This is a genomic window from Nitrosovibrio sp. Nv4 (genome assembly GCF_900215485.1).
Taxonomy (GTDB): Bacteria; Pseudomonadota; Gammaproteobacteria; order Burkholderiales; family Nitrosomonadaceae; genus Nitrosospira.
In genome coordinates this window covers 1,242,494-1,260,566 of record NZ_OCMZ01000001.1, presented here as the reverse complement: position 1 = coordinate 1,260,566, position 18,073 = coordinate 1,242,494, and the positions used below count along the sequence as shown (strand labels likewise).

At 53.8% G+C, this 18,073-nt stretch carries 15 protein-coding genes; 4 read left to right on the top strand and 11 right to left on the bottom strand.

Annotated elements, in window-relative coordinates; translation table 11 throughout:
• Positions 1-306: 306 nt before the first annotated feature.
• From CRO05_RS05640 to CRO05_RS05620, 5 genes are all read right to left on the bottom strand, one after another.
• A complete protein-coding gene (locus tag CRO05_RS05640; protein WP_097066172.1) occupies positions 307-714 on the bottom strand; it encodes a hypothetical protein in 408 nt (135 codons plus the stop codon).
• A 111-nt stretch (positions 715-825) separates the two neighbouring features.
• Entirely contained in the window at positions 826-1,605 is a 780-nt protein-coding gene (locus tag CRO05_RS05635; protein WP_235001303.1) for a VacJ family lipoprotein, read from the bottom strand.
• 368 nt (positions 1,606-1,973) lie between these two features.
• Positions 1,974-3,131: a cysteine desulfurase family protein gene (locus CRO05_RS05630; protein ID WP_097066170.1), complete on the bottom strand. Its 1,158-nt coding sequence runs from the start codon at positions 3,129-3,131 to the stop codon at positions 1,974-1,976.
• A gap of 82 nt (positions 3,132-3,213) precedes the next feature.
• Positions 3,214-3,687 (bottom strand): Fe-S cluster assembly transcriptional regulator IscR, encoded by a 474-nt coding sequence (gene iscR, locus CRO05_RS05625; RefSeq protein ID WP_097066169.1) that lies wholly within the window; start codon positions 3,685-3,687, stop codon positions 3,214-3,216.
• Between the two features lie 168 nt (positions 3,688-3,855).
• A complete protein-coding gene (locus CRO05_RS05620; RefSeq protein WP_097066168.1) occupies positions 3,856-4,668 on the bottom strand; it encodes an RNA methyltransferase in 813 nt (270 codons plus the stop codon).
• Positions 4,669-4,706: 38 nt separating this feature from the next.
• Here CRO05_RS05620 and CRO05_RS05615 point away from each other — a divergent pair, with 38 nt between their 5' ends.
• The 3 genes from CRO05_RS05615 (at position 4,707) to CRO05_RS05605 (ending at position 10,371) form a co-directional block, all read left to right on the top strand.
• Complete coding sequence (locus CRO05_RS05615) at positions 4,707-5,516, top strand: inositol monophosphatase family protein (protein WP_097066167.1); 810 nt, start codon at positions 4,707-4,709, stop codon at positions 5,514-5,516.
• A 95-nt stretch (positions 5,517-5,611) separates the two neighbouring features.
• Entirely contained in the window at positions 5,612-7,672 is a 2,061-nt protein-coding gene (locus CRO05_RS05610) for an amylo-alpha-1,6-glucosidase (protein WP_235001302.1), read from the top strand.
• A complete protein-coding gene (locus tag CRO05_RS05605) occupies positions 7,669-10,371 on the top strand; it encodes a glucosidase (protein WP_097066165.1) in 2,703 nt (900 codons plus the stop codon). Before CRO05_RS05610 ends, CRO05_RS05605 begins: the two co-directional genes overlap by 4 nt.
• A 4-nt stretch (positions 10,372-10,375) precedes the next feature.
• On the opposite strand, the gene CRO05_RS05600 is transcribed toward CRO05_RS05605, so the two are convergent.
• Complete coding sequence (locus tag CRO05_RS05600; protein WP_235001301.1) at positions 10,376-10,612, bottom strand: hypothetical protein; 237 nt, start codon at positions 10,610-10,612, stop codon at positions 10,376-10,378.
• A gap of 34 nt (positions 10,613-10,646) precedes the next feature.
• On the opposite strand from CRO05_RS05600, the gene mutS reads away from it, so the two are divergent.
• Positions 10,647-13,280: a DNA mismatch repair protein MutS gene (gene mutS / locus CRO05_RS05595; RefSeq protein WP_181319738.1), complete on the top strand. Its 2,634-nt coding sequence runs from the start codon at positions 10,647-10,649 to the stop codon at positions 13,278-13,280.
• An 89-nt stretch (positions 13,281-13,369) separates the two neighbouring features.
• Here mutS and CRO05_RS05590 read toward each other — a convergent pair whose 3' ends face one another.
• The 5 genes from CRO05_RS05590 to bamA form a co-directional block, all read right to left on the bottom strand.
• On the bottom strand, positions 13,370-13,849 hold the full coding sequence (locus tag CRO05_RS05590; RefSeq protein ID WP_097066163.1) for a peptidylprolyl isomerase: 480 nt from the start codon (positions 13,847-13,849) through the stop codon (positions 13,370-13,372).
• 216 nt (positions 13,850-14,065) lie between these two features.
• Positions 14,066-14,686: a ribonuclease HII gene (gene rnhB / locus CRO05_RS05585; protein ID WP_235001300.1), complete on the bottom strand. Its 621-nt coding sequence runs from the start codon at positions 14,684-14,686 to the stop codon at positions 14,066-14,068.
• 33 nt (positions 14,687-14,719) lie between these two features.
• A complete protein-coding gene (gene fabZ / locus CRO05_RS05580) occupies positions 14,720-15,157 on the bottom strand; it encodes a 3-hydroxyacyl-ACP dehydratase FabZ (RefSeq protein WP_097066162.1) in 438 nt (145 codons plus the stop codon).
• Between the two features lie 87 nt (positions 15,158-15,244).
• Positions 15,245-15,763 (bottom strand): OmpH family outer membrane protein, encoded by a 519-nt coding sequence (locus CRO05_RS05575; protein WP_097066161.1) that lies wholly within the window; start codon positions 15,761-15,763, stop codon positions 15,245-15,247.
• Positions 15,764-15,789: 26 nt separating this feature from the next.
• The gene (gene bamA / locus CRO05_RS05570) at positions 15,790-18,072 is read right to left on the bottom strand and encodes an outer membrane protein assembly factor BamA (RefSeq protein ID WP_097066160.1); all 2,283 of its coding nucleotides are present in this window, start codon (positions 18,070-18,072) and stop codon (positions 15,790-15,792) included.
• Position 18,073: the final 1 nt, after the last annotated feature.

Here is an 18,073-nt window from a genome sequence, read left to right as displayed (position 1 = left end):
GCCTCGCGCGATATATCGATGTTCTCGGGCTCATATTTTCCCGGCCATCATTCCTGCTATTGAAAACCCAAGTTAAACGATTCTAGTCACTGAGGTCGCGCCGTTCTGTTCGGCGGCACACATAGGATGAATACAGCCCTGCAGCCGAGTTAATAAAAAAATCTGATTCTGGATAGGTGAGGACAGCGAAAGCCGTCAATGGCGATTGGAGTTGAAAGCTGGGCAAACAACCCGGCTGCCTGGATGACTTACGGGAAACGCTGGGAAACGTGTAGCAGAACTATTGCGCTGACAGGAATGAGAGTATCAGAGGGGCATGGGGTTGCTGTCGTTGAGCGCCGTCCAGCCGCGCACGATGCGATAAATTACCCATACACCTGCGCCTACCGCGAGGATATATGCAAATATGATACCAATGACGGTCGCGAAGAGCATTGCTGCAATGACCAGCCAAAACAACGTGTACCAGAATGTGCGTATTTGCCAGCCAAAATGGGAATCGAGATAAGTTCCGCGCACATCACCGCGTTTAACGTAATTAAGGATTACAGCGATGATTGAAGGCCAGCCGGTGAGAAATGTGGTAATGATAAGCGCCGGCCCCAGCATCCCCATCAGGACGCTGAAACCATGCAATAAATAGATGACATGCGTGAGGCGAACGAGACCGGCGGAAGGAACGATGGACACAACTCGTGAGTCGGGTTCGTTCATATTTATACTCTTCAATCTTTGGCGGCCATCGCCGTGAGGATTTCAGTTTTATACCGGATGGAATAATGGGACTGGTTATGGCCCATCCGGGCCCCACCGTTCGTTTTGCACCTACTGACCAGGTGCTTCATCCTCCGCCGGATCATCATAAACCGCTGGCGGAGGATTGCCGTCATAGATCAAATGTTTGCGCTGCTGCAAATAAGCGTCGCGCACGAAAAGGTATGGCTCCAGCGCGGCTTCATCGCGGATGCGCATGGGACCGGACAGCCTGGCCCGTTTGTCTACGACACCAAGAATGGAAAGAGGTACCGTAACAGGGGCGCCAATCGCATAAATACCGACATAAAAGAGAACATTGGTGAACACGGTGACGGGAATGCCAGGCACGTCCCGATTGCTGCTGGGCCCAAGCAAAGGAACAAATACATAGGTGTTTGCGTCGACGCCCCACACCCCCAGTGTTTGTCCAAAATCTTCGTCGTGTTGCGCCAAACCCATGGGTGAGGCCATATCGAAAAGACCAACGCCGCCAATGGTCGAATTGACAACGAAGCGCAGGGTGTCCTGGAATCCCTGGCGCACTTTGCCCTGCAGGAAGTCATTCAGGATTACGTTCGGGTACTGAAGATTGTCATAAAAGTGTCCGATGGAGCGCTGCATGCGGTCTGGTACATAGTCCATGTACCACTCGGCAACCGGCTCCACGATTTTCCGATCGACTACATCGGTGAACGTGTAGAACTTGCGATTAATATTCTCATAGGGGTCAATTGGATCCGTTGGATCCGTTGAATCTGTGCTCTGCTCATGCGGGCGCGTAGTAGCGCAACCGGAAAGCAACACTACGCATATTAATAACAGGACGGCCGTTGGATTGTTTTGTCTCACGATTGAATAATAGGTAAAAATGGCATAATGGATTTACTTGAGCTTCAGAATCAGCAACGCGTCGATTCTCAGGTAAGAAGTATAAACATAATTGCCAAGATAACGGATAAGATTCTTCCGCGCCAACAGTATTTCCTGATTTGATGCTTGAGTAGAGGAGCGAAGCGCAGCGCAACCTATCTAGAGAAATGATGGGCTATTTTTTACTCCAGCACGCCCGAAACCCGCGAAAGTTGCGGTATCAGTAACCTCCGGGGATATCAGTCACGTGGATTTATATTGCAGAGAGCAGCGGAATGACGTAACGCGCCGGTAGTGCTCGAGCATCAAACCCATCAGGGTACTCTTATATAAAAGCGCTCTAATTCTCAAATCGCGACCATGCTCATTCGTTTCAATTCCTGTGCCACACTGCCCAGGGCCTCGAGAAAATTCTCCACCTGAGCCGGTGAATTATCGATACCCAGGCTTACTCGCACTGCACAGCGCGTCAATGTCGGGTCTATTCCCATCGCTTCCAGGACGTGGCTTCGGCCGGGCTCCACACTGGAGCAGGCGGCGCCGCTTGCTACTGCGAAGCCTGCTTTATCGAGACGAACCACCAGCGTATCGCCTTCGATGCCCGGCAATGCGAAATAACAGGTGTTGGGCAAACGCGGTGCCTCCAGTCCAAAAATTACTGCTCCCATCCCGATCAAACCCTGCTCCAGTCGTGAACGCATCGCCAAAATTCGGGTAGTCCTTTCTGCCATCCGTGCTTTGGCTAATCCGCAAGCTACGCCCAGTCCCACCAGGGCGGGGACATTTTCGGTGCCCGACCGCAATCCGCTCTCATGCCCTCCGCCATAGATAAGGGGTTTGAGCAATAGCCGCTTATCTATGATCAGCGCCGCCGCCCCCTTGGGTCCGTAGATCTTGTGACCGGATAACGTCATGGCATGTACGTTGAGAGAGGCAAAATCCACCGGAATTTTACCAAAGGCCTGCACCGCGTCGGTGTGCACCCACGCCCCGTGTGTCCGGGCTTTCCGGGCGATCGCCGGCACATCCTGAATGACGCCCGTTTCGTTATTTGCCAGCATTACTGATACCAGGCCGCACGACTGTTCCACCAATGCATCATCAAGATCGGCCAGGTCTACCTGACCAAGGTTATCTACCGCCACCCGGCGCAGCTTCCAGCTGCCATGCAAATTACGCGCCAATTCCTGAGCGGGTCGCATTACGCAGGGATGCTCAATCGAGCTCACGACAATTTGCGCCGGCTTCAGATAACCTGCCGCACCCTGGATGAACAGATTGTTGGCTTCTGATCCGCCACTGGTAAAAACCACCTGTGCCGGCTGCACCCCGACCGATTCCGCTACCTGTTCGCGTGCCTGGTTCACTGCACGGCGGGCTGCCATTCCGCGAGCATGACGGCTGGAGGCATTGCCATACTCTTTCTGAAAATACGGCAACATCGCATCAAGCACGGCATCGTCAACCGCGGTAGTGGCGTTATGATCAAAATAAGCGTAAGTCACTTTTTCCTCCGGTCTCGCGCCATTTTATATTCAGGGGCACGGTTGGATGGTAATTCATTAAGCCGTTGCCATCGGTCAGCGCTTAAGTCACATAAAATGTTTCCCGCGGTTGCTTGCATGCTCTCATATCCTGCAATATGGCAATATCCTTCACCTTGGGGTTTGACACCAATTGCTCCAGTGTAACCAGCGCCAGATAATCCCGTATCCTGGCATTAAGGTTGGCCCATAAGTTGTGGGTCATGCAGCGCTGGTCATTGTAGCAATTCTCCTTGCCTCCGCATTGTGTTGCATCAATCGGCTCATCCACCGCAAGGATAATGTCAACCACCGACACTTCGCTCATCGGTTTTGTCAAACGATAGCCGCCACCCGGACCGCGAACGCTGCCGACCAATTTATTGCGCCGCAGCTTTCCGAACAGTTGTTCCAGATAAGACAGGGAAATTTTCTGCCGTTCGCTGATGCCTGCCAACGTAACCGGTCCCTGCGCACTATGCAATGCAAGATCAATCATCGCGGTTACCGCAAAACGACCCTTTGTCGTTAATCGCATTTTTCACTCCCGATAGAATTCATACTTGATTAACATCTGCCGAATATCGGGCTAATACCCGACAACGCTGGTCAAGTATAAGAAATCCCTTCAACTTTGGTCAACTATTTTGTTGAGGTAAAATGAATCGAAGTGGCCGAACTTGACCATCGTCAACTTTTCCGGGCTTTATTCGGATTCGGACGCGGCCGAGTCGGTCGAAGAAATGACCTGGACCGGATGAGCCGAGCCCATCCGTTTTTCACAGGCACCCAGAATCCCGCGCAATATACTGACTTCCTCCTTTTCCAGCCGCGCACGGGCAAACAATCGCCGAATCCTCTGCATTAGCCGTTTCGGCTCCTGAGGATTCAGGAAGCCGCTACTGACCGCTACCCGTTCCAGGTGATGGCAGAGTAATTCAATTTCATCGAAGCCGGCTGCCCCGCCAGTCACGCCAGCCATTCCTGTGCGTGATGAAAATGCTTCCATTTTCCCCGTTTCCGGCATCGCCATGCGCAATTCATAGGCCATCAACTGCACTGCGCTGGCAAGATTGAGAGAGGAATATTCCGGATTCGCTGGAATATGCACAACAATTTGGCACTTGCTCACTTCCAGGGTGGTGAGACCGGACATTTCCGTGCCAAAAACCAGCGCTACCGGATCCTGGCGCGCCTGCTCGAGCAATTCCATTGCACCCCGGCGGGCATCGAAAACTTCATGCGAAAGATCTCGCGGGCGCGCGGTAACCGCCGCCGCCAGAACCGTGCCGCTTAAAGCGTCATCCAGGTCTGCACAGACCCGGGTTTTGTTCAGAATGTCCCACGCGCCGGCAGCGCGTCTCTCGGCTTCCTTGTCGGGAAAGAACTTGGGATTTACCAGGTAGAGCGACGCCAGCCCCATGGTTTTCATTGCGCGTGCCGCAGCGCCAATATTGCCGGGATGGGTGGTATGACTTAACACCACGCGGACATTATCAAGCGGATAGGGAGGATTCATATTAAAATTCGCAGTCCGTTCACTTCTGAAGCCAAACTATGCATCCCATGCTCACCATTGCGGTCAAAGCCGCGCGCCGCGCCGGCGGTATTATCAACCGTGCTGCACAGAATCTTGATTTGCTGCACGTCTCGCGTAAAGCGCACAGTGATTTTGTCAGTGAAGTGGATGGGGCAGCGGAAGAGGCTATCATCGAGACGCTGCTGGATGCTTATCCTAACCATTCCATTCTAGCAGAAGAAAGCGGCGCTCAAGGCGATCCAGACAAGTCGGAATACCAATGGATTATCGATCCGCTCGACGGCACGACCAATTTTCTCCATGGCTTCCCGCATTACTCGGTATCCATCGGGCTGATGCATAAAAACGTTCTATCACAGGCGGTTGTATACAATCCCTCTGCCAACGAGTTATTCACAGCCAGCCGTGGTCGAGGTGCTTACATGAATGATCATCGTCTGCGCGTAAGCAAGCGCACCCAGCTCGCCGATTGCCTGATCGGAACGGGCTTTCCGTTTCGGGAATTTACCCATGCCGAAGCCTATCTCGCCATGTTCAAAGACATCATGCCTCGAACTGCCGGCATCCGCCGCCCCGGCTCTGCTGCACTGGACCTGGCCTATGTAGCGGCTGGACGCTACGACGGCTTCTGGGAGTTTGGACTGTCACCCTGGGATATGGCGGCCGGGTGCCTGCTCATTACAGAAGCGGGTGGACTGGTGGGCGATATGGAAGGCAACGCTACCTACCTTCAGAGCGGCAATGTACTTGCCGGCAACCCAAAAATCTTCGGTCAACTGCTACAGGTGATTGCGCCGCATCTGACGCAGGAATTAAAGTCGGGTTAATACATAGATAATGAACCGGCCTGCGACACCGTTGTAATAACGAAATGGAGCCGCCCGATTTTGTTCGTTTCGGTCGTGCAATCTGCTGTGACCTGGTGCAAGCAAGTCGGCGTGAATGGTGGCTGGCAGATGGTCTTGGCGGATATGCCGGCGGTACGATTGCCCAATGTCTGACACGCCGTTACCATGGTCTCCTGATTGCTCCCGCAAATCCTCCGCTGGGGCGTTTTCTGGTCTTCGTCAAGGCCGATGCAACGCTGCATGACAATGAGCGCAACTGGCCACTATTTACCAATTGCTGGGGCAGTGGCGCGGTCGAACCACAGGGACTCGTGCACATCGAATCGTTCCGACTGGACGGCAGCATACCGGTCTGGCGGTTTGCCATCGGTGATCTGATTCTGGAACAATGCATCTGGATGGAACGGGAGCAGCATACAACCTGTATCGCCTGGCGCCTGGCCAATGCCGTGGAACGCCCCGTGCATCTCGGCATCGATCTGCTCGTGAACAGCCGCAATCATCACGCCGATACCCGTCCATACGGGTTCAATTCCATAATCGAGGGCAATGTTAACCGCATCAGCATCGGGCGCGCGGGCGGACCGACACTTCATTTTCATACCGATGATGGCCAGCTCTTCGCCAGACATCAGTGGATTGAGGACTTTGACCTGCCGCGGGAGCGCGAGCGTGGACTTCCGGATCGCGACTCGCACTTTTGCGCCGCGCATATGCGCTTGCCATTGCGGACCGAATGGAGCGGTCTCGTAGCTACGATGTCGACTACACCGGAGGCGCCTGCGACTGACTCACCGCTACGTTGCGGTGAAATGCTGAATCGCCGACGCGCCCATGACGCCGCGCGGCTGACGGCGGCCGTGACGTTGACACCTGAACTGCATGATGCACCATGCTGGGTCCGCCAACTGGTGATAGCCGCAGACAGCTTTCCGATAGTGCAGCCAGTTTCGGCAAAGGAAACTAAGAAGGAACTGAACGAAAAAGAACAGGATCGGCAAGGACGATTCGGGCAGCGAAAGGAATCGGTTATCGCCGGCTACCCCTGGTTTGGCGATTGGACGCGCGATACAATGATTGCGTTGCCGGGGCTGATGCTGACTACCGGGCGTTATGCTTCCGCTCGCAATATCCTCACTACCTTGGCCGGTTTTGTCGATCGCGGCATGGTGCCAAACATGTTCCCGGATGATGGCGGCCAGCCGCAATACAATACTGTGGATGGCGCCTTATGGTACTTTGAGGCGTGGCGCGCCTATATCGCGGTCAGCAATGACGTAGCTGCACTGAGAGAAATTTATCCATTGCTCCAGGAAATGGTGAGTTGGCATCTGCGCGGCACCCGTCATCGTATCGGCGTCGATGCCAGTGATGGTCTGCTGAGCGCCGGTGACTCCGGTATACAGCTGACCTGGATGGATGCCAAGTTGGGCGACTGGGTGGTAACGCCCCGCCATGGAAAACCGGTGGAGGTCAATGCGTTATGGTTCAATGCGCTCATGTGCATGGCAGAATTCAGTCGTTTGCTGAAAAAAGACGCTGAAATATTTGAAACGCTCGCCAAACAGGCTAAAGTGGGATTTTCCCGTTTCCTGAAACCGGCAGGAGGACTTTACGACGTGCTGGATGGACCCGAGGGCAATGACGATAGCATACGTCCGAATCAAATTCTCGCGGTAACGCTGCACTATTCACCCCTCACACCCCAGGCGCAGGCAAAGGTAGTGGCCGAGACAGGCCGGCATCTGTTCACTTCTTATGGGTTACGCTCGTTGGCGCCGGAACATCCCGGCTACCGGGGCCGCTATGAAGGCGGTGTATGGGAGCGCGATTCCGCGTATCATCAGGGACCCGTATGGAGCTGGCTGTTGCCCCATTTTGCAATGGCCGAGTATCGCGTCACAGGCGATGCCGAGCTGGCACAATCCCGCCTTGCCCCTATCCATGATCACCTGCTCGATGCGGGGCTGGGCACAATATCAGAAATTTTCGACGGCGAACCCCCTCATTCGCCTCGCGGCGCGCCGTCGCAGGCATGGAGCGTTGCCTGCATACTGGCAGCCTGGGTCACACTGGAGCGCGCCCGACCAAGCGCGAGAGAAGGCATGGCAAAAAAAGAGGAGTCACGTCAATGACCGTCCGAGCTGACGCCGAACGGCAGCGACTGGAAAACCAGCGGCAAGGCAGAGAAGACTGGCGCCTGTGGGGGCCCTATTTGTCCGAGCGTGCCTGGGGCACTGTTCGGGAGGACTACAGCCCGGACGGCAACGCCTGGGAACACTTTGGCCACGATCAGTCCCATTCCCGTGCCTATCGCTGGAATGAGGACGGCCTGGGCGGTATCTCGGACAACGCGCAACGGCTCTGTTTCGGGCTGGCGCTGTGGAACGGCAAGGACCCCATCCTAAAAGAGCGTGCGTTTGGCCTCACCGGTAACCAGGGCAATCGTGGCGAAGATGTGAAAGAATGCTATTTCTATCTTGACGCCACCCCTTCGCATGCGTGGCTACATTACCTTTATAAATATCCTCAATCCGCATTTCCTTATACGCGACTGGTAGAAGAAAACGCGCGCCGTTCTCGCCAGGACCCGCCGTTTGGCCTGATAGATAGCGGCGCTTTCGCCAACGGACACTACTGGGATGTGGAGGTTCTTTATGCCAAGGCGTCGCCCGAGGAATTGCATATCCGCATCCTCGCCAGCAACCGGAGCCGCGACGAGGCTACATTGTGGCTACTGCCACAGCTCTGGTTTCGCAATACATGGTCGTGGTCTGGGGAAAATACCAAAAAGCCGTGCCTTTATCACATACCCTCGACCAACGGTGCCGCCTGGGCGGTTGCGGCCGAGCACCCGACCCTGGGAACCTATCATCTCTATGGGCAGCAGCAGGCGGATCTCCTCTATACCGAAAATGAGAGCAACGGTTCGCGGTTGTGGGGCATACCCAACAGCAAGCCTTATGTGAAAGATGCGTTTCATCGCTACCTCGTTGATGGAGAACTTGGGGCGGTAAGCCCGAGGCAGCAGGGAACCAAATTCGGCGCCGCTCACAAACTCACGATTGGGCCGGGACAAACCGGTGCAATCGATCTGGTATTGTCTGACACGCCCCGGTCCCGGCCATTCAGCTGTCAGGATCAGATTCTTGTCCAACGCCGTGCGGAAGCCGATGCTTTTTTCGAGGCGTTGCGGCCGGAGGTTACCGTCCAGGATCACCGTATCCTGAGGCAGGCATTGGCGGGCATGATATGGAATAAACAGTTCTTTCATTATGATGTGTCCCACTGGTTGAAAGGCGATGGGGCGACGCCGCCCCAGTCGAGGCAGCAGGGCCGCAACCACAATTGGCGTCATTTCAAGGCAAGCCAGGTGATCTCGGTGCCTGATGCCTGGGAATTTCCCTGGTTTGCCGCCTGGGACCTGGCTTTCCATTGCGCGGCAATTGCGCTCGTTGACGTCGATTTCGCCAAGGAACAAATCGAGCTGCTGCTAAACGAAAAATATCTACACCCCAACGGTCAGATACCTGCGTATGAGTGGGCATTCAATGACGTAAATCCACCGGTGCAGGCTATGGGCGCTCTCAAGGTGTTTCGCGCGGAGCGCGTGCAACGCGGCAAAGGCGATATCGCTTTTCTGAAACGCGTGCTGCACAAGCTTTTGTTGAATCACACCTGGTGGATTAATCTGCATGATGCCGATGGCATGAATGTTTTCGAAGGCGGCTTTCTCGGGCTGGACAATATCTCTGTATATGATCGCTCCCGGCCGCTGCCTCCGGGTTATTCGCTGAAGCAGGCTGATGCTACCGGATGGATGGCGATGTTTTCCCTGGAACTTACGGTGATGGCCCTGGAAATCGCTGTTGAAGACCCCGCTTATGAAAGCATTGCTATCCAGTGCTATAGCCAGTTCCTCGCGATTGGCAACGCGATTGCCGGTCACGCCGGTGCGTGCGTGCCGCTTTGGGACAACGTGGATGGCTTTTTCAAGGATCTCATGGTCAATCCGGACGGCAGCGTAAATCGTATTGATGTCTTTTCCTGGGTTGGCATCATTCCGCTGTTTGCGTGCGAGGTAGTGGACGCAAGATTGCTCGCAAACCGCACACGTTTCAAGGCACTACTCTGGGAACATAAAGGTGGCATGTTCGATGGAAGCGCCATATGCGCCTGCCCGGTAGATACCAACGAGCGCGGCGAGCATTTGTTGTCGTTGGTAACCGCCTCCATGCTCGTGAAAATGCTGCCGCGTATTTTCAACGAAGAAGAATTCTTTTCGCCATACGGCGTGCGCAGCGTCTCCAAGCGCCATGCTACGGAGCGAAGTGTGGAACATATCCCTGGCATGGGCAATGCCGTCATCCGTTACGTGCCGGGAGAATCCGACACGGGACTGTTCGGCGGCAATTCAAACTGGCGCGGACCGGTATGGATGCCAACCAACTACTTGCTGATTCAGGCTATTGAAAAAATGCATCGCTACCTGGGCGATGCGTTTACTTTTCCGGCGCCCTGCCTGAACGGCTACGAGATTAATCTCAAATATGCCGCCAACATGCTGGCCGAGCGGCTTGCAGATATTTTCCGCCGTGACGAATCCGACCTGGTCCCGGCATTTCCTATAGACAGTCCGCACCAGAATGATCCGTACTGGCGCGACCTGCTGCTTTTTCATGAATATTTTCACGGCGAAACGGGTCAGGGCCTGGGCGCCTCCCATCAAACCGGCTGGACCGGGCTGGTGGCAAACCTGGTTATACGACGGTATCAAGCTGATATTCCCGAGTTCTGGAGACAGCAGACGAATATTAAGCCATCGAATTCGTAGCGCTTCAGCTATAGCCCGCTCCACCGTTACATGCCCGCAACAGCACTGATAACAACTGAAAACATGACGGAACTTCGCCGATACCGGGAGGGATCTGACGGGCGAACAAATCGAGCGGGGTGCAGAAATCAGGATTGTCGATGTATCCATAGCCGAGCTGATCGAAAGAGTCCGGGAACTCCGCATCAACTACTTCCATGCCGACGGCCATTAGTGCTACGCAGCATATGTAGATACCCATGGTAAAAATAGAGCGCTGAAAAATCCAATTTAAAATGCATAAACAAGACATCGTTGCGCACACCCCCATGATGCAGCAATATCTCCGCATCAAGGCGCAGCATCCCGATATGTTGATGTTCTACCGAATGGGGGATTTCTATGAACTGTTCTTTGACGACGCTGAAAAAGCGGCAAAACTACTCGATATTACCCTGACCCGGCGCGGCACGTCGGCGGGGGAACCGATCAAGATGGCGGGTGTGCCTTATCATTCGGCCGAACAGTATCTGGCAAAACTTGTCAGGCTCGGTGAATCGGTGGCGATCTGCGAACAGACCGGCGATCCCGCGACCGCAAAAGGCCCCGTAGAGCGCCAGGTCATGCGTATTGTCACACCAGGGACGCTGACCGATGCAGCGCTACTGGAAGAAAAACGTGAAAGTATTTTGCTTGCCTTGTTCGTGCATGAATCTACGCTGGGCTTGGCGTGGCTCAATCTTGCCGCAGGGCAATTCAGCGTGATGGAGACCTCACTCGCTAATCTGGGAACCGAGCTCGAACGTCTGAAACCCGCGGAAATTCTTTTGCCGGATTCATCGGATACACCTGCCCCACTCAAAGTTGTCAGCGAATCCAAAAAAATATCGCTCAAGCATCTGCCCTTGTGGCAGTTCGATGCCGAAGCCGCTGTCTGCAATCTCTCGCGGCAATTTGGAACTCATGATCTTTCCGGTTTCGGCTGCGACGGTCTGCATCCATCGCTAGGAGCGGCAAGTGCGCTGCTGGATTACGCCCGCCTCACGCAAGGCACGGGTATCGCTCACATCAAGGCGCTGCGGGTGGAGCGAGAAGGCAGCTATCTGCGAATGGATGCCGCTACACGCCGCAACCTGGAAATTTCTGAGACCATATTGGGTGATGCATCGCCGACGCTACTATCCCTGCTCGATACTTGCTCAACCAACATGGGCAGCAGGTTGCTGCGACAATGGCTGCATCATCCGTTGCGTAATCGTGCACTGGTTCAGGATCGGCTTGATCGCGTGTCTTTCCTTATCGGAGAAGCCGGATCAGGACCATACCTTTCGGTGCGCGAGTGCCTCAAGCGTGTGGCCGACATCGAGCGCATTACCGCTCGTATCGCGCTGAAATCGGCACGTCCACGGGATTTATCCGGATTGCGCGACAGCCTGAAACGGTTGCCCCAGGCTATTACCGCCATCACTGCCATTAGTACCGCTATGGCACCGGAGAGGCTCTCAAGCGTGTCTATTACCGCGCTGGCGCAATCGATGGCACCTGATGCCGGTCTTGTCACGCTTCTGGAGAATTCGCTGCGAGAAGAGCCGGAGGTTGTGCTGCGGACGGGATGTGTAATCGCCGATGGCTATGACAGCGAACTGGATGAACTGCGCGCGATACAGAACAATTGTGGCGAGTTTCTGCTGCAACTGGAAACAAGGGAAAAAGTCCGCACTGGCATTGCGAACCTCAAAGTGGAATATAACCGGTTGCACGGCTTTTATATTGAAGTGACACATGCCCATAGCGAGAAGATCCCCGATGATTATCGGAGAAGGCAGACGCTGAAGAATGCCGAACGCTATATCACGCCGGAGCTCAAGGCTTTCGAGGAGAAGGCGCTCTCCGCCCAGGACCGCGCGCTGGATCGGGAGAAGTTTTTATATAGCCATCTGCTGGACTTGCTTTCGCAGCATATAGGTCATTTACAACAGGTTGCACAGAGTGTCGCCGAACTGGATGTGTTAGCGGCTTTCGCCGAACGCGCGCTCGCACTCGATTACACCTTACCGGTCTTTACCGATGAGGCCTTTGTCGACATTGAGGCGGGCCGCCATCCGGTTGTGGAAAAACAGGTGGAGAACTTCATCGCGAATGATGTGCGGCTCGGCGCGTGGGGTAATGTCAGGCGACAGATGCTTGTCATTACCGGCCCCAATATGGGTGGGAAATCCACTTATATGCGGCAAATCGCGCTAATTGCGTTGCTCGCCCATTGCGGCAGTTTCGTTCCCGCAAATAGTGCGCGTTTTGGGCCGCTCGATCAGATTTTTACCCGTATTGGCGCATCCGACGATCTCGCCGGAGGACGCTCGACTTTCATGATGGAAATGACCGAGGCTGCCAATATCCTGCACAATGCCACATCACAAAGCCTGGTATTAATGGATGAAGTGGGACGAGGCACCTCCACGTTTGACGGATTGGCACTTGCCTTCGCCATTACCCGGTATCTGTTGGAGAAGAATCGCAGCTATACGTTATTCGCGACTCATTATTTCGAGTTGACAAGACTTGCGGAGGAATTCGCACAGGTGGCGAATGTGCACCTGCGGGCCGTGGAACACAAACATCATATTGTATTCCTGCACGCCGTCAATGAAGGGCCTGCAAGTCAAAGCTATGGTCTTCAGGTCGCGGCGCTTGCGGGTGTCCCGGAGCCCGTCATCAGAACCGCAAAAAAATATCTCGTGAAACTCGAACAGGAAACGGTAAAAACGCAACCGCAACGGGATCTGTTTTCGGACAAGCTTCCTACCGCCGAGAAATCCGCCGAAGAACATCCTGTCCTCGCGTTGCTGCGTACAATCTCGCCGGATGAATTAAGCCCCAGGCAAGCACTGGAAAAACTGTACGCTCTGAAAAATGCGACGGAGAAAGAATAGTCCGGGGAGGCGAGTCTACTCATTCACCCCTGGTTGGGCGCAAATCCGATTCGTGGGGTAATTTATCTACACGTTTACTTAGGCTTCAATCAATGTTCATGCCCATGAGCTCCATGGACATGGCCGTGAGACAACTCTTCTGCTGTGGCCGGACGCACCTCGGTAACCGTGCAATCGAAACGCAAAGTCACCCCAGCCAATGGATGGTTTCCATCCACTACCACCTTATCTTCGGCAATATCGGTCACGGTATAGATCAGGGCATCATCGGAACCCTCTTCGCCCCCTTCAAACTGCATCCCGACCGTCACATCATCGGGAAAAAGCGCGCGCGGCTCTACCCGCACCAATTGACTATCGTATTCGCCAAAGGTATTTTCCGGCTCCATCAAAACCGTGCAACTATAGCCTACCTCCTGGCGATGCAATTGTTCTTCCACCATGGGAAAGATTCCATCGTAACCACCATGCAGGTAACTGACCGGCGTGTCGGGTTTTTCCATCACCTGACCGGTCAAATCTGACAGTTCATAGTTGAGTGTTACCACTGTATCTTTTTCAATTCGCATATTATTCAGACTGTAAGTAAAATTGACGCAGTTTAAAGTAGAGTAGCAGGAAATCTCGCGCGATCCTCGGAATAACCCGCAACCCGATAGCCCACCGCCGATCTGCTGTAAATCCGGTTAACGGAGAGCATCCATTATTGCATTAGTAATGATGCAATGGAATAAAGTTCCTCCTCCCGCAACCTTCGTCCATTCGGTCGACTTGACGGGTTGGCCTTATGCAGCGGTTCCATCAATTTTACAACCTGCTATCAATTCTCTGACTGGCCCAAAACTGCGCCGGTGCACCACAGAGACCCCATGAATCCGTAGCGCCGCGATGTGTTGCTCGGTAGAATAGCCTTTATGCTGGTCGAAGCCATAATTCGGAAAGCGCCGGTGCAACGCCACCATCGTCGCGTCACGCGCCGTCTTCGCGAGGATGGAAGCAGCGGAGATTTCCGGGATCAGACTATCGCCCCTGATGATGGTGGTCACGGGGCAATTCAGGCGAGGACCATGAATTCCGTCCACCAACACTCTCCCGGGGATGAATGACAGACTTTTTACCGCACGCTTCATTGCAAGCAAACTCGCCTGCAGAATATTCAGACGGTCGATTTCCTTGACCGATGCCGAACCAATAGCCCAGGCTATGGAATGTGCTTTAATGGCAAGAGTCAGGCTGTCGCGTTTTTCTTCGCTTAGCGTTTTCGAATCTGCGAGACCCTCGATTCGATATTCCGGGTTGAGCACTACACAGGCTGCGAACACCGGACCCGCCAGTGGGCCTCTGCCAGATTCGTCCACGCCGCAAACCCAACTGAATTCATTCGCCGACACTTCTCGCCGCTCCACTTTTCAACTCCGGTAGAGAAATATTCCGTGAGACTATTCTTTACGCCGCATTGTGCACATCAACTCGGCCTCGGTGACAACACGGCCGTCCACCTCTGCCTGGGCGGAATATTTCCAGATCCCGATTCGCTCGCGCAGGATCGTTGCCTTGAGTATCAGTTGATCACCCGGTAGCACCGGCTTCTTGAAGCGGGCGCGATCTATACCGACGAAATAGTAAACTGAATTCTCATCGGTTTCGAGATTCGCGGTCCTGAGCGTCAGAAGAGCAGCCGCTTGTGCCAGCGCTTCGATAATCAGAACGCCCGGCATAACGGGATGATGAGGGAAATGACCGGAAAAGAAGGGTTCATTGATCGTCACGTTCTTGAGTGCGGAGATGGTCTTGCCTGGCTCACAGCTTAGAACCCGATCAACCAGTAAAAAAGGGTAGCGATGAGGGAGGTATTTTAATACTTCATTAATATCCATTGCGCGATCTTTCCCGAGTTCTTGATAACGATGACATAGATGGGGTTTGCCGTCTTATATTACTGGTTGGCGACTGCCTGGCTGCTGCTACTTGTCAGCCAGCGCCTTGATTACCTTTTCGGTGATGTCGATGCGGGGACTGCGGAAAACGAGATCGCGCAAAGGCAAGATCAGGTCGTACTTCTCCGTCTCCGCGATTACCTGAATAGCTTTACTGGCAGTCAGCTGAAGCGTGGCGACTTCGTCGTTCTGGCGCAGACTCAGGTCTTCGCGCATCTGCCGTTGAGCGCGCTGATACTCGCGGTTGAGGGAGGCAAGGTCGCGCTCCTTGTTGCGCCGATCCGCTTCCTGCATGGTCTTCCCCTCTTTTTCCAGAAGATCCTGAAGCTCCTTCGCCTGCAAGGCCATCCTCTTGATTTCCTGATCGCGCGGCAAGAATTCTTTTTCTATTTTTTTCAGGGCTCTTACCGCGGGCGCCGATTCAGCCAGAATTCTCTCGGTGTCGACAACGCCGATTTTTATATCATCCGCAAGCGCGGATCCCCAGCCGGATGCGAGGATTACGTAGACTGCCGTAACGATTCGCCATAGCACCTTGTGTTTCAATTCTATCTCCGGATTGTTTATTTAACTTAGAACTGCTGCCCAAATTGAAACTGAAATCGCTGTATATTATCACCAGGCTGGCTATTTATAGGCTGTGCGACACTGACTTTCAGGGGGCCCATGGGTGAAATCCACATAACGGCGATACCTGCGGAGTAACGCAAACCTTCCTGTTCGGGTCTTGCGCCGTCAGGACCATAAACGGTGCCGGCATCCATAAATGTACTCAGGCGTACTGTTCGGTCGGTCCTCATACCGGGCATTGGAAACAGAATCTCCACATTTCCCACTACACGTGTATTGCCGCCCAGGGCTCTGTTGTTTGCGTCGCGAGGACCTAACGAGCTGACACGATAGCCGCGGACCGTGGTATTGCCGCCAGCAAAAAAATTCTTGAAGAAGGGGAGATCCTTTCCGGAATAACCGTCGCCGTATCCCACGTCCCCGTGCAACAGCAGTGTAAAAATGTCAGTGACCGGATAATACCATTTGAGGTCATAATCCACTTTGTAGTAAGTAAGATCGCCGCCTGGCAGGCCAATCTCGGCAAATACGCGCTGCGTGGTACCTGAGGTCGTCCATATTGCACTATCGCGTCCATCCCGCCGCCAGCTGACAGTTGCCGGAATGTTGATAGTGCTCTCACCGAATTTTTCCACAAAATCGATATTACGCTGCGGACTGTTGGGTCCCAGCTCGATTTTCGTATTTTCCGCCCCCAGACCAAGCAGGATACTGTCATTTTCGTTGAGCGGAATGCCCATGCGTATACCAGCGCCTGTGGTATCGGTATTGAAGTTCATTACTGACAATAGCCTGCTTGTATTGAGAACACGCTTGTAAATATCGAACCCGGCGGTGATACCGTCCTTGGTGAAATAAGGATCGGTATAAGACAATGAATAGGTCTTGTTGACCCGCCCGGTGTTGATCATGAGATTGACCAGTTTGCCGGTACCGAATATGTTGTCCTGCGCAACGGAACCGCTCAGTATCAACCCTTCCATATTGGAATAACCCGCTCCGAACATCACCGCGCCGGTGGGCTTTTCCTTGACCTCGACATTCATGTCAACCTGATCGGTGGTACCCGGAACCGCAGGCGTTTCAACATTGACAGCATTAAAATAATTCAATCTGTCCACCCTTGTCTTCGAGCGGTTGATTTTGCTGGTTGAATACCAGCCTCCTTCGAATTGCCGCAATTCCCTGCGGATCACTTCATCCCGGGTGCGGCTATTGCCCGTTATGTTGATACGCCTTACGTAAACTCGGCGTCCCGGGTCTATAAAAAAGGTAAACGATACCTGTTGTTTCTCCTTGTCCAACTGGGGAGAGGCATTGACGTTGGCAAACGCATAGCCATCATCACCCAGCCGGTCGGAAATCAGCTTGACAGACTCAGTGAGCCGCTCACGGGAAAATACGTCGCCGGATGCAAGCTTTATGAGTTGGCGTAATTCATCTTCCGGCACCAGCAGTTCGCCGGCAAGTTTTATCTCGGAAACCTTGTATTGCGGGCCCTCGGTGATATTTATCGTGATATAAATATCCTGCATGTCCGGGGTAATGGATACCTGAGTGGATTCAATACTGAATTCAAGATAGCCGCGATTAAGATAGTACGATCGCAGCGACTCTAGATCGCCGGAAAGCTTCTGCTTCGAATACTGATCCTCCTTGGTGAACCAGGTAAGCAGGCCGGGCGTCCTCAGTACGAATGCGCTCAGCAGGTCCTTTTCCTTGAAAGCCTTGTTTCCGACGACGTTGATCTTGCGAATCTTGGCGGTCTTGCCTTCATCCACGTTAAAATTGATTCCCACGCGATTACGATCCAGCGGGGTCGTAGTGGTGGTAATCTTTACCCCGTATTTACCACGGCTGATATACTGCTGCTTCAGTTCCTGTTCGGCTTTTTCCAGAGTTGAGCGATCGAAGATTCGCGATTCCGCCAACCCCGCCTGTTTCAGACCTTCTTTCAGTTTGTCCTTCTCGAATTCCTTGGCACCAATAATGCTGATCTGTGCAATAGCGGGACGCTCTTCCACCACTACAACGAGAACGCCGCCCTCGGACTCCAGCCGTACATCCTTGAAAAAACCAGTGGCATAGAGCACTTTGATAGCAGCCGCAGCCTTTTCATCATCGAGCGTGTCACCCACCTTTACGGGCAAATAACTGAATACCGTCCCCGCCTCTGTTCGTTGTATGCCTTCCACCCGTATGTCCTTGACCACGAACGGCTCGCGCGCCCACGAAACCGAAGCGCATAAGGCAGAAACAAGCGCGACGAGATAGCGGACTTTCATA